The sequence below is a fragment of the Cobetia sp. 1CM21F genome (assembly GCF_023161745.1).
Lineage (GTDB): Bacteria > Pseudomonadota > Gammaproteobacteria > Pseudomonadales > Halomonadaceae > Cobetia > Cobetia amphilecti.
In genome coordinates this window covers 140459-161240 of sequence record NZ_JALNTQ010000005.1, presented here as the reverse complement: position 1 = coordinate 161240, position 20782 = coordinate 140459, and the positions used below count along the sequence as shown (strand labels likewise).

Below are 20782 nucleotides of genomic sequence, written 5' to 3'. Positions count from 1 at the left end.
ATGCTCAAAACATGCCGCCAACAAGCCACAAAACACAGGAATTTGCCGGCATCCAAAAATTGAACCCATACAATCAGACACGCCACCTCGACAACGCCCACCACGCTGAAGGACACCCATGGAATCCCTCGCCTTTCTGGCCCCCGCCACGCTTTTCATGCTGTCGATGACCCTGACACCCGGCCCCAACAACGTGATGTTGACGGCCTCGGGGGCCAACTATGGTTACTGGCGCACCCTGCCGCACATCTTCGGCATCCTGATCGGCTGCCTGGTGCTGTTCATCGCCATCGCGCTGGGGTTGGGGCTGGTCTTCGAGCGTTATCCCATCGTGCAGACGCTGCTGAAGGTGCTGGGCAGTGCCTACCTGCTCTACCTGGCCTGGAAGATCGCCACCGCCCCGCCCCCTGACTTCGCCAGCCAGCAGGATGCGCGTCCGATGACCTTCCTCGCGGCGTGCCTGTTCCAGTTCGCCAACCCCAAGGCCTGGGTGATGGGCATGGCGCTGATGGCAAGCTTTCTGCCCGAGGAAGGCCCGGCACTGCTCAACGCCGTATTGCTGGCAGGCTTCGCGGAACTGGTCGCGCTGCCGTGCATCTCGCTGTGGGCGGGCTTCGGGACCGCCATCGGGCGCCTGTTGAATACCGAGCGTGCCTGGAAGATCTTCAACCGCGTGATGGGCGTGCTGACCGCTTCCTGCGTGGTGATGATCCTCGGCTGATCCACAGCCTGCGTCTGGAGCACGCGAATGACGCCGGAGTGTCGAACACTGTTCGAATAATCACTGTTCATGCAGGCGAGGTTGGTTAGACTGTCGAGACGCCAATTCCACGCTCGCACAGGACGCTCCCTGCATGCTGACACTCTACGGTGATCGCCGCTCCGGCAACTGCTACAAGGTCGAGCTGCTGCTGCACCTGCTCGAACGCCATCATCACTACATCGAGGTCGATATTCTGGCCGGCGACACCCGCACGCCGGAATTCCTGACCCGCAACGTCAATGGCAAGATTCCGCTGCTGGAGCTGCATCGCGGCGAGACGCTGTCAGAGTCGAACGCCATCCTGAATTACCTCGCCGATGGCAGTGACTATCTGCCGAGTGACCCCTTCCTGCGCTCCAAGGTGCTGCAGTGGCAGTTCTTCGAGCAGTACAGCCATGAGCCGTACATCGCCACCGCCCGCTTCATCAATCGCTACCTTGGCCTCCCCGACGAGCGCCGCGCCGAGTACGCCGCCAAGCAGGATGGTGGCAAGCGTGCCCTGCGCGTGATGGAGCACCATCTCGCCGAGCATGACTGGCTGGTCGGGGACCGATTCACGATCGCCGACATTTCCCTTTATGCTTATACGCATGTTGCCGATGAAGGCGGCTTCGCGCTGGATGACTATCCCGCCATTCAGGCGTGGCTGGCACGTGTCGCGGTGCAGCCCGGACATTTCGATATCCCGCGGGACTGATAGGATATGGCATCCCCGACGACCGCCGTTTGCCAGGACACACGATGCCAACCTTGACCTATCGCCCGATGACACCGGAAGACCACCCTGCCTTCATCGCCATGATGGAGGCGACCCCGGGAGTGGTCATCCGCGATGCCGACCGCCATGCCCCTGTCGCCCGCTATCTGGCGCGCAATCCCGGCATGAGCCATCTGGCCTTTCTCGATGAGCGCCTGGTCGGCTGCGCCATGGCGGGCCATGACGGCAAGCGCGGCTATCTTCAGCATGTGATGACGGCGCCGGACATGCGTGGCCAGGGCATCGCCAGCACGCTGGTCGACCGCTGTCTGGCAGCCCTGGCCTGCGAAGGCATCGACAAGGTGCATCTGGATACCCTGCACGACAACCATGACGCTCACCGCTTCTGGGAGCGTCTTGGCTGGTCCAACCGCAATGCCGAGATCGTGCGCTTCTCGCGCATTCTGGTGGACAACCCCAACGCCTGAGACAGCCGCCTCTATCCCGACGACCGCTGAGCAAGCCCGACGACCGCTGAGCAAGGAGCTCTACCGTGCAATTTCTCGAAAATGACGACCTCGGCAAGCTGATACTGCGCCTGATGCTGGGCCTGCTGTTGCTGTTTCATGGCCTCTCGAAATTGCTCGGTGATGGCGGCACGCTGAGCTGGATCGCCGGCGAGCTCGAGAATCTGGGCATCCCGGGCGTGGTGGCCTATGGCGTCTACATCGGCGAGATCATCGCGCCCATCATGCTGGTGCTCGGCGTGCACTCGCGCATCGCCGGACTGATCGTGGTCGCCAACATGCTGTTCGCCTTTGCCGTGGCGCACATGGGCCAGCTGTTGAGCCTGTCGCCCTCCGGCGGCTGGGCGCTGGAGCTGCAAGGCTTCTTCCTCGCCAGCGCCCTGGCCATCGTCTTTCTCGGCAGCGGCCGCTTCGCGGTACAGGAGGACTGATGGCCGACGTCGTCACCGCCAGCACCTATTGCGAGAATGCTCCTCAGCACCCGATTCATGGCCCATACCATGACCATGAATACGGCTTTCCGGTCAGCGATGACCGGGTGCTGTTCGAACGCTTCGTACTCGAGATCAATCAGGCCGGCCTCTCCTGGCTGACGGTACTCAAGAAGCGCGCGGCCTTCCACGAGGCCTTCGAGGATTACGATATCGCGCGCATCGCCGCCTACGGGGACGAGGACCGCGCGCGCCTGCTCAGCAATGCCGGCATCATTCGCAACCGGCTCAAGATCAATGCCGTGATCCACAACGCAGGCGTGGTGATGCAGCTCAAGGACTCCCACGGCAGCTTCAGTGCCTGGCTGGATGCCCATCATCCACAACCGCTGTCAGCCTGGGTCAAGCTGTTCAAGAAGACCTTCCGCTTCACCGGCCCCGAGATCGTCAACGAGCTGCTGATGAGCTGCGGCTATCTGCCCGGCTGTCATCGTGATGACTGTCCGGTGCAGGCACGCGTGCTGGATGCCGGCCCGCGCTGGGCCGAGCCGGGCGCCCTGGCGGCGATCCGCGCAGATGACTGACGCCTGCTCCCACGCCTCCCGCTCTCTTCTCCCTCACAGGTAGCCCACGCATGGACTCCCTTACCCAGATCTGTCTCGGGGCCGTCGTTGGCGGCGCCGTCATGACGCCGGCCATTCGCCGCCTGCCCAGCCCGAAACGCGGCGCGGCCATCCGCTATGCGCTGCTCGGCGGTGCGGCACTCGGCACCCTGCCCGACCTCGACGTGATGATCGACTACGGCGACGCGGTCGCCAATTACACCCATCACCGCGGCTTCAGCCATTCCCTGCCGGTGCTGGCGCTTTTGGGCATCGTGCTCGGCTGGCTGCTGGCGCGCCTGCCACGGCTGGCGAGTCTCGGCCGTGGCCGGCTGATCGCCTACTGCGTGCTGTGCCTGGTCACCCACCCGCTGCTGGACAGCTTCACCACCTATGGCACCCAGCTGCTGTGGCCGTGGCCCAGCCGCCCCATCAGTCTGGCCAGTGTCTTCATCATCGACCCGCTCTACACCCTGCCGCTGCTGATCACCGGCCTGTGGGTGGCGATTCGTGGTCGCGCCGGGCACCTGTTGACCACGGGCCTCATGCTCTCGAGCCTCTATCTGGGCTGGGGACTGGCCGCCAAGAGCTGGGTCGAACATCGCGTGGCGCCGCTGCTGGCCAGCCAGGGCTTCGCCGACGCTCCGCGCATGGTGCAGCCGACTCCCTTCAACAGCCTGCTGTGGCGTGTCAGCGCAACCACGCCGCAGGCCGATCACGAATGGATGGTCAGCGTGTTCGACTCCGACGCACAGCTGGCGTCTCTCGCACGCCGTGATTATCCGCGCCATCCGACGCTGGATGCCGAGGTCGCGAAGCTGGAGGACGGCCAGCGTCTGCGCTGGTTCGCGGCGCCCTATCTGCGCGCGAGCCGCGAGCGGACCCCGGAAGGTGAGACGCTGCTGGCAGTGACCGATACACGTCTGGGCTCACCCGGCTATCACCCCTTCCGCTTTGCCCTCGCACGCCAGAGCGCCGCGGGGGAATGGCAAGGGCTCGAGAACAGCCAGCGCCTGCCCAGCCGGCCTGTCGATCGCGCCGCCCTGCTAAGCCTCTGGCAGGCAGTCCACGACCCGCAGACGCGCATGCAGCCGAATCAGCGCACCGTCTCTGCCACGCCCTCAAATCCCTCGGCCGAGACAAGATAAAGCGCCGCTGATGAAGGCCCGAGATACGACAACGCCCGCCATGGTAGCCATGGCGGGCGTTGTCGTATCAGTGCTGCAAAGACGATCAGCCGAGGTACTTGATCATCACCCCCGCGGCAACCGCCGAGCCGATCACGCCGGCCACGTTCGGCCCCATGGCATGCATCAGCAGGAAGTTATGCGGGTTGTACTCGAGCCCGACCTTGTTGGAGACACGTGCCGCCATCGGCACCGCCGAGACACCGGCCGACCCGATCAGCGGATTGATCGGTGTCTTGGAGACCTTGTTCATCAGCTTGGCCATCAGTACCCCGCAGGCCGTGCCGATACCGAAGGCGACCACGCCGAGGGCCAGAATGCCCAGCGTCTCCACCGCCAGGAACTTGTCGGCCTGCAGCTTGGAGCCCACCGACAGCCCCAGGAAGATGGTGGTGATGTTGATCAGCGCGTTCTGGGCGGTATCCGACAGACGCTCCACCACACCACACTCGCGCATCAGGTTACCGAAGCAGAACATGCCCAGCAGCGGTGCGGCGTCCGGCAGCAGCATCGCCACCATGATCAACAGCACCAGCGGGAAGAGGATCTTCTCGGTCTTGGACACCGGCCGCAGCTGGGTCATGACCAGGCTGCGTTCCTTGGCGGTGGTCAACGCGCGCATGATCGGCGGCTGGATCATCGGCACCAGTGCCATGTAGGAGTAGGACGCCACGGCGATCGCGCCCAGCAGCTCCGGCGCCAGCAGGCTGGCGACGTAGATGGAGGTCGGGCCGTCCGCGCCACCGATGATGCCGATGGCCGCCGACTGCTGCAGGCTGAAGTCCATCAGGCCCATCGAGGTCAACGCCACAGCGCCCAGCAGGGTCGCGAAGATGCCGAACTGCGCCGCCGCACCGAGGAACAGGGTCTTGGGATTGGCCAGCAGCGGGCCGAAGTCCGTCATCGCGCCCACGCCCATGAAGATCACCAGCGGCGCGATGCCGGAGGCGATCGCCACGCTGTAGAAGCTGTAGAGCATGCCGTTGGAGAAGCCGCCATCCAGCGCCATGTTGCTGGCCTGCTGCTTGAGCGCGGCGGGAATCTCGCCATGCAGCGCCTGCTCCACCGCGTGGCGCGCCTCATCCAGCGGCAGGCTGGCGATGTTGACGTTGAGCAGATTGGCCATCGCAGCCAGCAGCTCCGGCTTGCCGAGATGGGCCGCCTGCTCGGCGGCAGACAGCGCCAGCCCCGCTTCCGGGATGTTGGCCAGAATGCCGCCGAAGCCGATCGGCACCAGCAGCAGGGGTTCGAAGTTCTTGCGGATCGCCAGATAAAGCAGGCCAAGGCCGATGACGATCATCGCCAGCTGGCCGAAGCTCATGTTGTAGAGCCCCGAGCCGTGCCAGAGGTTGAGTATCTTGTCCATGTCGTGTCGCCTTGCAGAGGAGCATCACCGACCGGCCCGCCGTGCATGACGACGGGCCGGACACACCGGCTCAGAGGGTGATCAGAACGTCGCCGACACTGACACTGTCGCCTTCCTTGACCTTCACCGCGGAGACGGTACCGGCCTGGTGGGCACGGATCTCGGTCTCCATCTTCATCGCCTCGAGGATGATGACCACATCCCCTTCGGCCACGCTGTCACCGACACTGACATTGACCTTGAAGATGTTGCCCGCCAGCGGCGCACTCACCGGCTCACCGGAGGCGGCCTGTGCGGCAGGTGCCGCCGCTGCGGCGGCCGGAGCAGGCGCCGCTGGCGCGCTGGCCTGCACCTGGGTGATGTCTCCGCCTTCGGCGACCTCGACCACATACTGCTTGCCGTTGACGTTCAGGGTGTAGGTCTGCGGACCGCTGGACGCGGCTTGAGCACTGACGGCTGGAGCACTGGAGACCGGCGCACTTGCAGCCTTGGACGCCTTGTCATCGACAGCCTGCGGGGCGGGCTCGAAGGCATCCGGGTTGCCACGGTTGCGCAGGAACTTGAGGCCGATCTGCGGGAACAGCGCGTAGGTCAGCACGTCATCGGTCTCGCGCTCGCCGCCTTCCAGGGTGATGCCCTCTTCACTGGCCTTGCCCTTGAGCTCCTCACGCAGACGCTCCATCTCCGGCGTCAGGTTGTCGGCCGGGCGGCAGGTGATCGGCTCGCCGCCTTCCAGCACGCGGGACTGAAGCTCACTGTCGAAGGGCGCCGGCGCCGCGCCATATTCGCCCTTGAGCAGCGCCTGCACTTCCTTGGAGATCGACTTGTAGCGCTCGCCCATCATCACGTTCATCACCGACTGGGTGCCGACGATCTGTGAGGTCGGGGTCACCAGCGGGATATAGCCCAAGTCCTTGCGCACACGCGGAATCTCGGCGAGCACGTCATCCAGCTTGTCACCGGCGCCCTGCTCCTTGAGCTGGCTTTCCATGTTGGTGAGCATGCCACCCGGCACCTGCGCGACCAGGATGCGCGAGTCGATACCGCGCAGACTGCCCTCGAAGGCCGCGTATTTCTTGCGCACTTCGCGGAAATAGCCGGCGATATCCTCGAGCTTCTTAAGATCGAGCCCGGTATCGCGCTCGGTCCCCGCCAGCATCGCGACCACGGATTCCGTCGGGCTATGGCCGTAGGTCATCGACATGGAAGAGATGGAGGTGTCGACGTTGTCGATGCCCGCCTCGATGGCCTTGAGGGCCGTGGCGGTGGAAAGCCCTGTGGTGGCGTGGCACTGCATGTGGATCGGGATCGACAGGCTCGCCTTGAGGCGCGAGACCAGTTCAAAGGCGGTGTACGGCGTCAGCAGGCCCGCCATGTCCTTGATCGCCAGTGACTGGGCGCCCATGGACTCGATCTTCTGCGCCAGCTCGACCCACATCTCCAGGGTGTGCACGGGGCTCACGGTGTAGGAGATGGTGCCCTGGGCATGCTTGCCCTGATCCAGTACCGCCTTGAGCGGACGCTCGAGGTTGCGCGGGTCATTCATGGCATCGAAGACACGGAAGACATCGACACCGCTGGTCGCGGCGCGCTTGACGAAGGTATCCACCACATCATCGGCGTAATGACGATAGCCGAGCAGGTTCTGGGCGCGCAGCAGCATCTGCTGCTGGGTCTTGGGCATCGCTTCCTTCAGGGCACGAATGCGTGCCCAGGGGTCTTCGCCCAGGTAGCGAATGCAGGCGTCGAAGGTCGCGCCGCCCCAGCTCTCCAGCGACCAGAAGCCGATGTCGTCCAGCTTGGCGGCGATCGGCAGCATGTCATCGAGGCGCATGCGCGTGGCCAGCAGTGACTGATGCGCGTCGCGCAGTACCACATCCGTGATGCCCAGCGGTTGCTTGTCCATGAGTGATCCCTTGTTCTTTATATTGTGGATATCGAGTTCTGCGCGCGCTGCAGGCAGCCTGTTGCGTCAGCCTGCAACACAGAATATTGCACTCGGGGGGAGGTCTACCCACCGTACTGCTCGTGATAGAATCGCCGCCTGCTACTCTCGGCAGTGGTCAGACGCTCGGCAGAGCCCAGACGCTATCGGCGAAGCCGCGCAAGCGTCAGTGCTTGTGCTGGTCCTGCCGGAAGCGGTGAATCGCCGCGGCCATGACGGCCGTCAGTTCGCTGTCGTCCTCTGCCGCAGGTGCCGGGGCAGCCGGCGCCCGCGCAGCACCTGGCGCAGCGGGCACTGGTGCAGGCGCGAAGCGATCCACCAGCCTGGCCATCGCCATCATGGCGACCACCAGCAGACTTAGAAACACGAACACGAACCCCATCCCGAACACCATCAGGTTCAAGCCTTCACCGAGCAGATCATTCTCTTGCATGCCAGTGTCCTCGAGTCTTTCTCGTTATCGAGCCGCACTACGGCGCAGCGCCTGCGCTGAACGCCAATGTCTTCGGTCACGCCGGACACGGCACGACGGATAGGCTCCGCCGCCGATAGCCTCTGTCGGTATGCCCATGCAGCTGCATTCAATGCTTGTTGGTCGCTCTAAAGTGCCTGATTCCACGGCAATTGCAATGACACCATCGTTGACCCCACAGGCCCTCGCGCGGGCCGGCCGCATCGGCATCGCGCCGATGGAAGGCGTGATAGATGACATCACGCGCGAATGTCTCACCGGCCTTGGCGGCTACGACTGGTGCGTGACGGAATTCGTGCGCGTGACCCACGTCAAGTTACCGCCGCGCGTCTTCAAGCGCATCTGTCCGGAGCTGCTCGAAGCCTCCCCGACACAGACGGCACGAACACGACACGAGACCCCGGTCGCCCTGCAGCTGCTGGGGGCCGATCCCGAGGCACTGGGCATCAATGCCCGGGTCGCCGCGCGCCTGGGGGCCCCAAGCGTCGATATCAATTTCGGCTGCCCGGCCAAGACCGTCAACCGACATGATGGTGGCGCGGCACTGCTGCGCTCGCCGGAACGCGTCTTCCGCGCAGTGGAAGGCGTGCGCAAGGCACTCGAGGGGACGGGCGTACCGGTCACCGCCAAGATTCGTCTCGGCTTCAATGATCGGCGCCTGGCGCTGGCCTGCGCTCAGGCGGCCGAGGCAGGCGGTGCGACTCAGCTGGTGGTGCATGGGCGAACCAAACAGGAAGGCTATCGCCCACCGGCGCACTGGGAATGGATCGGCAAGATCACCTCCGAGCTCTCCATTCCGGTGGTCGCCAATGGCGATATCTGGGATATGCACTGCTACTGGCGGGCGCGCTCCCTGTCCGGCTGTCGCGATGTCATGCTGGGGCGTGCCGCCCTGGCTGACCCCTTCCTGGCGGCGCGCATCAAGCATTGGCAAGCGACCGGCGAGCTGCTGCCCGAGACGGACTGGACACAGCGTGCGCAGGTGCTGCTCTCCCACGCCGAACGCTGCGCCCACCTCCCCGACAAGGTGATGGTGCCGCTGCTCAAGCAGTGGATGAACATGATGCGCCAGAGCGGCAACGCGGAAGCCGAAAGCCGTTTCCAGGCCATCAAGCGTCACAAGGGGCGCGCCGAGTTCTTCACCGGCCTGGTGGCCGGCACTGCGCTGGAGCTGGCACCGAGTCTTCTGACGTCGGTGACTCGCATGCCGGAACCGGCTCAGGTACCAGCATCGCCTCAGGCATCGGAATCGACCCAGGCATCGGAAACGGAAGCCGCGGCTACCCTGGCCGGGGCCTGAACCGGAACCTGAACATCAGCACCGGCCAACACCCGATCCGGCCGCTGCCCCGATCAGTGAACAAAAAAAGGGCGCCCCTCGCGAAAAGGGCGCCCTGGCGATCGTCCGCCCGAAGGCGTGACATCACAGTCAAGGAAAGCGGTAGAACACTCAGATCGTCAGCAATGCGGGGATCGGCGCCGTGCAGGCGGCGATCACTCGGCACTGATCTTGCCTCATAGCCTGGCTCAATAGCCTGGCTTCTTTCATTGCCTGACTTTTCTTCAGACGAAGAAAAACCCGCTTCAGTGAAGCGGGTTTTTCAATTGGCGCGCCCTGGAGGATTCGAACCTCCGACCGCCTGATTCGTAGTCAGGTACTCTATCCAGCTGAGCTAAGGGCGCATAAACCTTGAAATCTGTGGCCTGAGCATTTCAAATGACTTCAGGACTTTATCGTGCGAGTACTGCGTCTTTCCAACTTCATGTGTTGCGTTGCAGTGGCGCGCCCTGGAGGATTCGAACCTCCGACCGCCTGATTCGTAGTCAGGTACTCTATCCAGCTGAGCTAAGGGCGCATCTTACTGCATTTGTACCTAATGGCGGAGAGAGAGGGATTCGAACCCTCGATAGGGCTATAAACCCTATACTCCCTTAGCAGGGGAGCGCCTTCAGCCACTCGGCCACCTCTCCTCATCAGGTACGGCGCATATCTTACTCATTTGATTGGGCTTTGTCCAGCCCCTGTGTCGATTTTTTGGCTTCGATGCTGAACATCTCATCACCACTCGACAACAGGCTCGAGGCTGCGCGCCCCCAAGCAATCTCCCCGCATGAACCAGAACATGACGATGGCTAGCCTGTCGTCGCGTCTCGTTCGAGGGAGCGGGCATATTACCGAACCAGAATCGGCTTGTCTCCCCCTTTTTGAGAAAAAAGCCAAATTTTTCCCTTACGGAACACAGACTTGAACAAGCCGCCCTCTCATCACCCCGCATGAGCCGCTGCTCATGGAGGTAAGTACGCCGTTGTTCATGAGCTAAGCGGGCCGCCCTCGCCTGCGCCAGGCCCACACACGCGAACGCCAGCCATGGGGACAATGGCTGGCGTTCATCGGGTCGTGCAGGGTCGTGCGACGTGCAGGCGCAGCATGCCGTCAGGCGATGGCATCGCCATTGTCTTCTTTCTCACGCTGGATGCGCTGATAGATCTCTTCTCGATGGACGGCAACGTCCTTGGGCGCGTTCACACCGATACGCACCTGATTACCTTTCACTCCGAGAACGGTGACAGTGATGTCGTCTCCGATCATCAGAGTTTCACCCACTCTACGGGTCAGGATGAGCATGACTGATCTCCTTGTCAGAAATTCAAAACAGCTGGGACTTCAACGGGATGTGGAGGCGGCGATCGACCGGGACAAGTCGACCACCCTGATGCATGAAGCTCGAATTATGCGCTATGCATGCTCCGACGGCCAATGCCATACCTTCATCACACCCGATAGACACGTTGAATGAAAGCGCCCGATGCACAGACTGACATTCAGAAGAATGACAGAAAATGCATCGGGCGCTATCGACTTCACGTGCCGCACGTCTGCCAGACCAACCTCCCCGGCCTGGGCACCGACGCTTCACGACTTTGGCAAGTCATTGATTGTCGGTGTCTTTACGACTTCCTTGCTGCACGCTCCGTGGTGAGACTCAAGCAGTCTCGTCGCTGATCGCTTCTGCATCCAGCCCGAAAGCGGTGTGCAGGGAGCGAACCGCCAGCTCCATGAATTTCTCGTCGATCAGGACGGAAATCTTGATCTCTGAAGTGGAGACCATGCGGATATTGATGCCTTCTTCCGCCAGTACGCGGAACATCTTGGAGGCGACACCGGCGTGAGAACGCATGCCGACACCGACCAGCGAGACCTTGGCGATGTTGTCATCACCGCGCATCTCACCACCACCGACGGACGGAATCACCGTCTCGGTCAGGATGCGCTGGGTCGCCTTGAAGTCGGTCTTGGCGACGGTGAAGGAGAAGTCAGTGGTATTGCCGTCCGGAGAGACGTTCTGGACGATCATGTCGATTTCGATGTTGGAATCGGCGATCGGGCCCAGAATCTTGGAAGCGACACCCGGGATATCCGGCGTGTTGAGCAGAGTCAGCTTGGCTTCGTTGACATTGAAGGCGATGCCGGAGATCAGCGGTTCTTCCATGTTGTCTTCTTCCTCAGCGACGATCAGGGTACCCGGGCCATCCTCGAAGGAAGACAGCACACGCAGGGGAACATTGTACTTGCCGGCGAATTCCACCGAACGGATCTGCAGGATCTTGGAGCCCAGGCTCGCCATTTCCAGCATTTCCTCGACGGTCACCGTTTCCAGACGACGTGCCTTGGAGCACACGCGCGGGTCAGTGGTATAGACACCATCGACATCGGTGTAGATCTGGCACTCATCCGCCTTCAGTGCGGCAGCCAGGGCGACACCGGTGGTGTCAGAGCCACCACGACCCAGCGTCGTGATGTTGCCCTCTTCATCGACACCCTGGAAGCCTGCCACCACGACCACCTTGCCATCGTCGAGGTCTTCACGCAGGTCATCGGTATCGATGTGCTGGATACGCGCCTTGGTGTGCGCGCTATCGGTGCGGATTCCCACCTGCGCCCCTGTGTAGGAGGTCGCGTCGACGCCGATCTTCTGCAGCGCCATGGCCAGCAGGGAAATGGTGACCTGCTCGCCAGTGGAGACCAGCATGTCCATCTCGCGCGGTGTCGGGTCATCATTGATCTCGCTGGCGAGACCGATCAGTCGGTTGGTCTCGCCACTCATGGCAGAGACGACCACGACAATCTGATGGCCTTCATCGCGGAATCGCTTGACCTTCTCGGCAACGGCCTTGATCCGCTCCACCGAGCCGACCGAAGTGCCTCCGAACTTCTGAACGTATAGCGCCATGTGCGTTTCCGTTATCCGTGTCCGTTTGCGTTGTCCCCACATGAAGCTCATGTGAGCCCAAAAAGAGGCCGGGTCTCCCCAAGAGGAGCCCGGCCTTCATCTTGTACTGTCAGCCCAGCTGGGCGTCTACCCATGATGGCACACCGGCCAGTGCGCCCGGAAGCGAGGCGGCGTCACTACCACCGGCCTGGGCCATGTCAGCACGACCGCCACCCTTGCCACCGACCTGCTCGGCCACGTGACGCACCAGGTCACCCGCCTTGACGCGCGAGGTCAGGTCGTCGGTGACACCGGCGATCAGGCTGACCTTGTCACCGTCCGCGACGCCGAGCACCAGGATGCCGGAGCCGAGCTTGGACTTGAGGTCATCCATCAGGCCGCGCAGCTCCTTGCCGGAGACGCCTTCGACCTGCTTGGCCAGCACCTTGATGCCCTGGACATTCGCTATGTCGCTGAGCATGTCGCTGGCAGAGGCGGACGCCAGCTTGGCCTTGAGGCGTTCAAGCTCCTTCTCGAGGCCGCGGTTGCGCTCCAGCAGGCTGCCGACGCGCTCCTCGACCTGCTCCGGCTTGGCCTTGAGGCGCTCACCGAGGCGAGCCAGAGTCGCTTCCTGCGCGAGCAGGAAGTCACGCGCGGCGCGACCGGTGATGGCCTCGATACGGCGCACGCCGGATGCAATGCCGGTCTCGGCGAGAATGTGCATCTGGCCGATGTCGCCGCTGCGCTTGACGTGAGTCCCGCCACACAGCTCGATGGAGAAGGCATCCTGACCGATGGTCAGCACGCGGACTTCCTCACCATACTTGGCATCGAAGAGCGCCGCTGCGCCGCGCGCCTTGGCCTCATCGAGGCTCATGAACTCGATGGTGGTCTCGGCGTTGGCCAGGATCTGCGCGTTGACGATGCGCTCGACCTCGGACAGCTGCTCGGCCGTCATCGCCTCAAAGTGGCTGAAGTCGAAGCGCAGACGCTCGGCCGTGACCAGCGAGCCCTTCTGCTGAACGTGCTCGCCCAGCACCAGACGCAGCGCTTCGTGCAGCAGGTGCGTGGCGGAGTGGTTGCGCACGGAAGCCGCGCGCAGCTCGGCATCGACCTGCGGACGCACCTTGTCACCGACCTTGAGAGTGCCTTCGATCAGCACACCGTGGTGCAGGTGATGGCCGGTCTGCTTCTGGGTATCGCTGACCTGGAAGCGGCCGCCATCCAGATGCAGATAACCGGTGTCACCGGCCTGGCCGCCTGATTCGCCGTAGAACGGGGTGGTATCGAGTACCACGATGCCCTTGGTGTCCACCTCGAGCTGCTCGACGGCATTGCCTTCGGCGTCGAACAGCGAGGTGACGGTGGCTTCCCCTTCCAGCTGGTCGTAGCCGGTGAAGACGGTCTCGCCTTCCAGCACCAGGTTGGCGGAGTAGTCGCCGCCGAAGTTGCTGGCGGCACGGGCGCGATCACGCTGTGCTTCCAGGGCCGCCTGGAAACCTGCCTCATCGAGGATCAGCTCGCGCTCGCGGCAGATGTCGGCGGTCAGGTCATAGGGGAAGCCGTAGGTGTCGTAGAGCTTGAAGATGGTCTCGCCGTCGAGGGTATTGCCCTCGAGGCCAGCGATGGCTTCTTCAAGAAGCTTCATGCCGTGTTCCAGCGTACGTGCGAACTGCTCCTCTTCCTTGAGCAGCACACGTTCGATCTGCTCGCGAGCGGCGCGCAGTTCCGGATAGGCATCGCCCATCTCGCTGTCGAGAGCCGCGACCAGCTTGTAGAAGAAGCTGCCACGCGCCCCCAGCTTGTGACCGTGACGCACGGCGCGACGAATGATGCGACGCAGCACGTAGCCACGGCCTTCGTTGGACGGCAGCACGCCATCGGCGATCAGGAAGGCACACGAGCGGATGTGGTCAGCCACCACGCGCAGTGACGGCGTGGCGATGTTGTCGTGACCGATGATCTCGGCTGCTGCGGCCAGCAGATTCTGGAACAGATCGATCTCGTAGTTGGAGTGCACGCCCTGCATCACGGCCGCGACACGCTCCAGACCCATACCGGTATCGATGGACGGCTTGGGCAGCGGGTGCAGCGTGCCCTCGGCGTCACGGTCGAACTGCATGAAGACCAGGTTCCAGATCTCGATGTAGCGATCGCCATCTTCGTCCGGGCTGCCCGGCGGGCCACCGGCGACATCTTCGCCGTGGTCATAGAAGATCTCGGAGGACGGGCCGCACGGGCCGGTGTCGCCCATCTGCCAGAAGTTGTCCTCGTCGAGACGCGAGAAGCGGTTCTGATCGATGCCGACCTCGTTGAACCAGATGTCACGGGCTTCGTCATCGCTGACGTGCACGGTGACCCACAGCTTCTCCTTCGGCAGGCCGAGCTCTTCGGTCAGAAACTTCCAGGCGAACTGGATGGCTTCGCGCTTGAAGTAGTCGCCGAAGCTGAAGTTGCCCAGCATCTCGAAGAAGGTGTGGTGACGGGCGGTATAGCCGACGTTGTCCAGATCATTGTGCTTGCCACCGGCGCGCACGCAGCGCTGCGCGGAGGTCGCACGGCTGTAGCCACGCGGATCACGGCCCAGGAAGACATCCTTGAAGGGCACCATGCCGGCGTTGGTGAACAGCAGGGTCGGGTCGTTGTTCGGCACCAGGGAGCTGGTGGGAACGATGGTATGGCCCTGCTTCTCGAAATAGGTCAGGAAGGCGTTTCTGATTTCTGCGCTTTTCATAGAGGTTCCGTAGCGATGTGCGTAAAGACGCTCCGGGGGTCTTCTGCATGACTTCCGCATGGTTTCTGCATATTCATCCATGTGGGTATGCATGGAGGTGCAATGAAAAGCATGAAAGAAGGCGCCTGCCCCGTGCCGTCGCAAGACGACCTAGTATAACGCCTGTTCGCGCAAGCTAAAGGGGGGGGGAATGTCTTGAAGCGCCGGTTTGCGCGTCATGAGAGCCAAACAGCCACCCGCCAGCTAGCCTTCTTCGCCCTCATCACTCCAGGCGGACTCCATGGCATAGCGCAGCTGCTCATAGTCGAAGCCGCGCTGGAGCAGAAAGCGCTCGCGCCGTGCGCGCTCCTTGTGCCCCTCGCCGGGGCCGGAGAAGCGCCTGGCCAGCGTCTCGCGCGCCAGTTCGAAGAAATCCACCGCCTCGACATGACCGAAGGCATCCGGCGTCGGGTCACTGGCGGCACGCATCACGGCATTGAGCGTCTCGCTATCGATACCACGCTGGCGCAGCTCCTGCTGGATACGCCTCGGCCCCTGCCCGCGCAGCACTCGCGTCCGCAGGAAACTGGCGGCAAAGCGCTCATCGGATTGCAGGCCCTCCTCGGCCATGCGCTCCAGCACCTCCTCGATCAGCAGCTCGACCTCATCGCGACTCAAGGCCGCCTGCGCGCCCTCCTCGCCCGCGGCTTGGCGCTCTGCCAACTCGTCATCGCTGACCGCCCGCAGGTAGTCACGCTCCTTGAGATAGTCGTGCAGCTCGCGGCGACTATGTTCGCGGCGCGCCAGACGCGCGATGGCATCATTGCGCGCACGCCGTTGCGGCGTCATCTCGCCTGAATCGAGCGGTTGATACTCAGACCCACCCATTTCAGCGCTGTCATCGTGCATGGTCATGCTCCCCGGGGTTGAGCAGAAGGACATCGATGGACGTGAACGCAAGGCGCCCGCCTCCGAGTCATCGGGGCGGGCGCCTTGGGATCATCGCACCGGGTCGGAAACGACACGGTGCGATGACGCCAGCCTGGCGGCTGGCGCTCTTGCTTTTTCTTCTGGACGAACCTCAATCGAGATCGATATCCAGGTCGTCTTCACTCTCGGCGGCCGCGGTCTCTTTCGGCTCTTCCTTGGCTTCCGGTGCTGCCAGCAACTGGGCACGGATCTGGGTTTCAATCTCCTCCATGATGGCGGGATTGTCTTCCAGGTACTGGGCGGAATTGGCCTTGCCCTGACCGATCTTGCTGCCCTGATAGCTGTACCAGGCGCCGGACTTGCCGACCAGACCACACTGCACGCCCAGGTCGATCACCTCACCGGCGTGATAGATGCCCTTGCCGTAGAGAATCTGGAACTCGGCCTGACGGAACGGCGGTGCGACCTTGTTCTTGACGACCTTGACGCGGGTCTCGTTACCGGTGACTTCATCACCGGACTTCACGGAGCCGGTACGACGGATATCCAGACGCACACTGGAGTAGAACTTCAGTGCGTTACCGCCCGTCGTGGTTTCGGGGCTGCCGAACATCACGCCGATCTTCATGCGGATCTGGTTGATGAACACCACCATGCAGTTGGCGTTCTTGATGTGACCGGTCACCTTGCGCAGTGCCTGGGACATCAGACGCGCCTGCAGGCCGACGTGGGAGTCGCCCATCTCGCCTTCGATCTCGGCACGCGGCGTCAGTGCTGCCACGGAGTCGACGATGATGACGTCAACGCCGCCGGAGCGTACCAGCATGTCGACGATCTCGAGCGCCTGCTCACCGGTGTCCGGCTGGGAGACCAGCATCTCGTCCAGATTGACGCCCAGCTTCTCGGCGTAGGACGGATCCAGTGCGTGCTCGGCATCGATGAAGGCACAGACCTTGCCCTGCTTCTGCGCCTGGGCGATGACCGAGAGGGTCAGTGTCGTCTTGCCCGAGGATTCCGGGCCATAGATCTCGACCACGCGCCCGAAGGGCAGGCCGCCGATGCCGAGTGCGATATCCAGCCCCAGAGAACCGGTGGAAACCGACGGGATGGCCACACGCGGGGCATCGCCCATGCGCATGACGGCGCCCTTGCCGAACTGGCGCTCGATCTGGGACAGCGCCGCGTTCAGCGCCTTGGTACGATTGTCGTCCTTTGCCATGTGGCCTCCTGTCAAACGGCGGAGCCACACGGGCTGCCACCTGGAATAGAGAATTCTGTCACTGAGAGCTGAGCAGACACCGTCAGACTAGCGGCTGAGGTGTCGTGGCAAAACCCTGTATACATGGACAGTATAATGCCGCAAGTTGCGTCACTCTGCCAGTCCGGTGATGCGCTTTTTCAGGCAGCACCCTCAACGCGGGGCTTGCATCGGGCTCACGCCTCTTCGGTGCCGATCTGCAAGGCCTCCACGCGCTCGATCAAGCCCTGCAACGCTTCCCGCACCGCGGCGTCGCGCACGGCCTGCCGGTCGCCGGGAAAGTGACAGCAGCGTGCCTGCTGGCGCGCCTCGCTCCCCCACGCCAGCCACACGGTGCCGACGGGCTTCTCGTCACTTCCCCCGCCGGGGCCGGCCACACCGCTGATCGCCACCCCCAGCTCAGCGCCGCTTTCGCGACAGGCGCCCCGCACCATCTCGCACACGACCGCCTCTGAGACGGCACCGAACTCTTCAAGCGATGCCTCACTGACCCCCAGCAGGCGCTGCTTGGTGGCATTGGAATAGGTCACGTAGCCCGCATCGAAATAGCTGGAGCTGCCGGCAATCGCCGTGATCGCGGCGCTCACCCCGCCCCCGGTGCACGACTCGGCGGTAGTGACACGCACGCCGCGCGCGACCGCCAGCGCCTGCAGCTGCTCAGCCAGGGCATTCGCGCACGCAGCCTCAGGGGTCGTACCAGTCAATTGGCTCACGAACTTTCTCCTTGTGGAGGTCATCGGGTGAAAAGGGCAGCGAGCATGAGACATCACAGGCATTGGAGCCGGCCGCGCCAGTCCGTAGAATATCGCGCATCCCGCATGCCGTGCTCTCGCATGTGTGCTTTTTCCCATTGCAGTGCAGTCAAGGAAGTCCATGGCCATGGCCAAGAACAGCGCGCCCCAGATGACGCCGATGATGACGCAGTACATGAAGATCAAACGCGAGCACCCCGGCGTGCTGCTGTTCTATCGCATGGGCGACTTCTATGAACTGTTTGATGAGGACGCCAAGCGCGCAGCACAACTGCTCGATATCACGTTGACGGCGCGCGGCAGCTCCGGTGGCTCACCGATCCCCATGGCAGGGGTGCCCTACCACAGCGCCGAAGGCTATCTGGCACGCCTGGTCAAGATGGGCGAATCGGTGGCCATCTGTGAGCAGATCGGTGACCCGGCGACCAGCAAGGGACCTGTCGAGCGCAAGGTCGTGCGTATCGTCACCCCGGGGACACTGCATGATGAGGCGCTGCTGGATGCCAGCCGTGACAACCTGCTGGTGGCGCTGCACCGTGATGGCGAGACCTGGGGCCTGGCCGCTCTCGAGCTCTCCTCCGGTCGCTTCAGCGTGCTCGAGGTCAATGGTGATGACGAGCTGCTGGCCGAGATCCAGCGTCTGTCGCCTGCCGAAGTCATGGTCGGCGAAAGCCGTACCCTCCCCGCCAGCCTGGCCTCGCGCCCGGGCCTGACCCGCCAGAGCGATTGGCACTTCGATCACGAGACTGCCTTGCGCCTGCTGTGCGATCAGTTCGGCGTCCAGGACCTCAACGGCTTCGGCTGCAGCCACCTGACGCGCGCCGTCACGGCAGCCGGTGCCCTGCTCGACTACGCTCGCGACACCCAGCGTACCGGCCTGCCCCACGTGACCGCGCTGGCCGTCGAGAGCCGCGATGACTCGGTGGTGATCGATGCCGCCAGCCGTCGCAACCTCGAGATCGATACCAACCTGGGCGGCACCAGCGACAACACGCTGGCCAGCGTGCTGGACGTCACCGCGACCGCGATGGGTTCACGCCTGCTCAAGCGCTGGCTCAACCGCCCGCTGCGCGATCAGCTCCAGATCGGCCAGCGTCAGGCGGCGGTGCAACGTCTGCTGGATGGCGACTATCCCTTCGAGCTGCAAGGCCTGCTCAAGCGCATCGGCGATGTGGAGCGCATCCTCGCCCGTGTCGCACTGCGCAGCGCACGCCCCCGTGACATGGCACGCCTGCGCGATGGCCTCAACACCCTGCCCGAGCTGCGCGCCGTGCTCGCCAGCGTCGAGAAAGGCAGCGCCATCGATGACCTGCGCGATGCCATCCGCCTGTTCCCGGCACTTTCCGCGATGCTCAGCGAGGCGCTGGTCGAGAATCCGCCGGTAGTGTTGCGCGATGGTGGCGTGATCGCCGATGGCTACGACGATGAGCTGGACGAGTATCGCGGCCTGTCCGAAAACGCCGGCCAGTATCTGGTCGCACTCGAGACCCGCGAGCGCGAGCGCACCGGCCTGAGCAACCTCAAGGTCGGCTACAACCGCGTGCATGGCTACTTCATCGAGCTGCCGCGCTCGCAATCGGCCGAGGCCCCGCCGGAATACATCCGCCGCCAGACCCTCAAGAATGCCGAGCGCTTCATCATCCCCGAGCTCAAGGAGTTCGAGGACAAGGCGCTGTCCGCCAAGTCCAAGTCATTGGCGCGCGAGAAGCTGCTGTATGAGCACCTGCTGGATGACCTGAATACCGAACTGGATGGCCTGCAGCAGACGGCCCGCGCACTGGCGTCACTGGATGTGCTGACCGCCTTCGCCGATCGCGCTGCCGCGCTCGATTTCGTGCGCCCCGAACTCAGCGAGACCCCGGGCATCGATATCGAAGGCGGCCGCCACCCGGTGGTCGAACATGTCAGCGATCATCCCTTCGTTCCCAACGATGTGCGCTTCGATGATGCGCGGCGCATGCTGGTGATCACCGGCCCCAACATGGGCGGTAAATCCACCTACATGCGCCAGACGGCACTGATCGCTCTGCTCGCGCATACCGGCAGCTTCGTGCCGGCGTCGCGCGCCTGCATCGGCCCGCTGGACCGCATCTTCACGCGCATCGGCTCCTCGGACGACCTGGCCGGCGGACGCTCGACCTTCATGGTCGAGATGACCGAGACCGCCAGCATCCTGCACAACGCCACTGATGAGAGCCTGGTGTTGATGGATGAGATCGGCCGCGGCACCTCGACCTTCGATGGCCTGTCACTGGCATGGGCCAGCGCCGAGCATCTGGCGCGCACGCGTGCCTTCACCCTGTTCGCGACTCATTACTTCGAGATGACAGCGCTGCCCGAGCATGCCGATGCCGTCGCCAACGTGCACCTGACGGCCGCCGAGCACGGCGATGGCATCGTCTTCATGCACCGTGTCGAGGAAGGCCCTGCCAGCCAGAGCTATGGCCTGCAGGTGGCCCAGCTGGCCGGGGTGCCGCAGAGCGTCATCCTGCGGGCACGCGAGAAGCTGACCAGCCTGGAGCAGCAGGAAGTCGATCGTCCGCAGGTGGCGCGCGAGGATGCGCTGGGCCAGCCGGTACCGCAGCAGAATGACCTGTTCGCGGCACCGCCGCATCCGGTCGTCGAGGCCCTCAATGGTCTTGACCCGGATGACCTGAGCCCCAAGCGAGCGCTGGAGCTGATCTACGAATGGCACCGTCAGCGCTGAGCACCGTCACACCGAGCCAGCGTTGGCGCGCCTGGCCCGAGAATGAGCGGCAAGGCTCGACAGCAACCTTCGGGCATAGCACCATTCCAAAACGATCCGCCCCTGCTGATTGCGGGGGCGGCAGAGCGCCACTAGAATAACGCCTTATAACATCTGCGCCGCTTATAACCTGAAGACCATGATGTCGCCGAGACGACACATGGTGGGCGCCTGGACCACGA

Annotated in this window: 17 protein-coding genes and 3 tRNA genes; 8 read left to right on the top strand and 12 right to left on the bottom strand. The window is 63.4% G+C overall.

All coding sequences use genetic code 11. From position 1 onward, the window contains the following. Nucleotides 1-118 precede the first annotated feature (118 nt). From MSG32_RS15440 to MSG32_RS15415, 6 genes are all read left to right on the top strand, one after another. Nucleotides 119-721, top strand: coding sequence for a LysE family translocator (locus MSG32_RS15440; protein WP_043332923.1), 603 nt, complete (start codon nucleotides 119-121; stop codon nucleotides 719-721). Between the two features lie 133 nt (nucleotides 722-854). Next, on the top strand, nucleotides 855-1460 hold the full coding sequence (locus MSG32_RS15435; protein WP_248380566.1) for a glutathione S-transferase family protein: 606 nt from the start codon (nucleotides 855-857) through the stop codon (nucleotides 1458-1460). A gap of 44 nt (nucleotides 1461-1504) precedes the next feature. Next, a complete protein-coding gene (locus tag MSG32_RS15430; protein ID WP_153636581.1) occupies nucleotides 1505-1948 on the top strand; it encodes a GNAT family N-acetyltransferase in 444 nt (147 codons plus the stop codon). 65 nt (nucleotides 1949-2013) lie between these two features. Continuing rightward, nucleotides 2014-2418 carry a DoxX family protein gene (locus tag MSG32_RS15425; RefSeq protein ID WP_043332928.1) on the top strand — a complete coding sequence of 135 codons (405 nt, stop codon included), beginning with the start codon at nucleotides 2014-2016 and terminating at the stop codon, nucleotides 2416-2418. After that, a complete protein-coding gene (locus MSG32_RS15420; RefSeq protein ID WP_248380565.1) occupies nucleotides 2418-3002 on the top strand; it encodes a DNA-3-methyladenine glycosylase I in 585 nt (194 codons plus the stop codon). Before MSG32_RS15425 ends, MSG32_RS15420 begins: the two co-directional genes overlap by 1 nt. Before the next feature lie 50 nt (nucleotides 3003-3052). Continuing rightward, a complete protein-coding gene (locus MSG32_RS15415; protein WP_248380564.1) occupies nucleotides 3053-4168 on the top strand; it encodes a metal-dependent hydrolase in 1116 nt (371 codons plus the stop codon). Between the two features lie 85 nt (nucleotides 4169-4253). On the opposite strand, the gene MSG32_RS15410 is transcribed toward MSG32_RS15415, so the two are convergent. The 3 genes from MSG32_RS15410 to MSG32_RS15400 form a co-directional block, all read right to left on the bottom strand. Continuing rightward, nucleotides 4254-5573 carry a sodium ion-translocating decarboxylase subunit beta gene (locus MSG32_RS15410; RefSeq protein ID WP_166018651.1) on the bottom strand — a complete coding sequence of 440 codons (1320 nt, stop codon included), beginning with the start codon at nucleotides 5571-5573 and terminating at the stop codon, nucleotides 4254-4256. A gap of 70 nt (nucleotides 5574-5643) precedes the next feature. After that, nucleotides 5644-7479 carry a sodium-extruding oxaloacetate decarboxylase subunit alpha gene (oadA, locus tag MSG32_RS15405; protein ID WP_248380562.1) on the bottom strand — a complete coding sequence of 612 codons (1836 nt, stop codon included), beginning with the start codon at nucleotides 7477-7479 and terminating at the stop codon, nucleotides 5644-5646. Between the two features lie 205 nt (nucleotides 7480-7684). Continuing rightward, nucleotides 7685-7951, bottom strand: a complete 267-nt coding sequence (locus MSG32_RS15400; RefSeq protein WP_215823509.1) for an OadG family protein — start codon at nucleotides 7949-7951, stop codon at nucleotides 7685-7687. Nucleotides 7952-8207: 256 nt separating this feature from the next. Between MSG32_RS15400 and MSG32_RS15395 the strand changes: the two genes are divergently transcribed. Further along, entirely contained in the window at nucleotides 8208-9290 is a 1083-nt protein-coding gene (locus MSG32_RS15395; RefSeq protein WP_248380603.1) for a tRNA-dihydrouridine synthase family protein, read from the top strand. A gap of 306 nt (nucleotides 9291-9596) precedes the next feature. Here the strand turns inward: MSG32_RS15395 and MSG32_RS15390 are convergent. The 9 genes from MSG32_RS15390 to MSG32_RS15350 all read right to left on the bottom strand — a co-directional run bounded on the left by MSG32_RS15390 (nucleotide 9597) and on the right by MSG32_RS15350 (nucleotide 17767). Continuing rightward, a tRNA-Arg gene (locus tag MSG32_RS15390) sits at nucleotides 9597-9673 on the bottom strand. Between the two features lie 96 nt (nucleotides 9674-9769). Then, a tRNA-Arg gene (locus MSG32_RS15385) sits at nucleotides 9770-9846 on the bottom strand. 22 nt (nucleotides 9847-9868) lie between these two features. Continuing rightward, nucleotides 9869-9961 (bottom strand) — tRNA-Ser (locus MSG32_RS15380). 463 nt (nucleotides 9962-10424) lie between these two features. Next, the gene (gene csrA / locus MSG32_RS15375) at nucleotides 10425-10616 is read right to left on the bottom strand and encodes a carbon storage regulator CsrA (protein WP_043332937.1); all 192 of its coding nucleotides are present in this window, start codon (nucleotides 10614-10616) and stop codon (nucleotides 10425-10427) included. Nucleotides 10617-10974: 358 nt separating this feature from the next. Continuing rightward, the gene (locus MSG32_RS15370; RefSeq protein WP_043332939.1) at nucleotides 10975-12222 is read right to left on the bottom strand and encodes an aspartate kinase; all 1248 of its coding nucleotides are present in this window, start codon (nucleotides 12220-12222) and stop codon (nucleotides 10975-10977) included. A 109-nt stretch (nucleotides 12223-12331) separates the two neighbouring features. Next, complete coding sequence (alaS, locus tag MSG32_RS15365; protein WP_248380560.1) at nucleotides 12332-14935, bottom strand: alanine--tRNA ligase; 2604 nt, start codon at nucleotides 14933-14935, stop codon at nucleotides 12332-12334. A 243-nt stretch (nucleotides 14936-15178) separates the two neighbouring features. After that, the gene (locus MSG32_RS15360) at nucleotides 15179-15763 is read right to left on the bottom strand and encodes a regulatory protein RecX (RefSeq protein ID WP_153636995.1); all 585 of its coding nucleotides are present in this window, start codon (nucleotides 15761-15763) and stop codon (nucleotides 15179-15181) included. Between the two features lie 232 nt (nucleotides 15764-15995). Beyond that, nucleotides 15996-17063, bottom strand: coding sequence for a recombinase RecA (gene recA / locus MSG32_RS15355; protein ID WP_043332943.1), 1068 nt, complete (start codon nucleotides 17061-17063; stop codon nucleotides 15996-15998). Between the two features lie 215 nt (nucleotides 17064-17278). After that, the gene (locus MSG32_RS15350; RefSeq protein ID WP_248380602.1) at nucleotides 17279-17767 is read right to left on the bottom strand and encodes a CinA family protein; all 489 of its coding nucleotides are present in this window, start codon (nucleotides 17765-17767) and stop codon (nucleotides 17279-17281) included. Nucleotides 17768-17981: 214 nt separating this feature from the next. Here MSG32_RS15350 and mutS point away from each other — a divergent pair, with 214 nt between their 5' ends. Next, nucleotides 17982-20561 (top strand): DNA mismatch repair protein MutS, encoded by a 2580-nt coding sequence (mutS, locus tag MSG32_RS15345; RefSeq protein WP_248380558.1) that lies wholly within the window; start codon nucleotides 17982-17984, stop codon nucleotides 20559-20561. The last annotated feature ends 221 nt before the right edge of the window (nucleotides 20562-20782 follow it).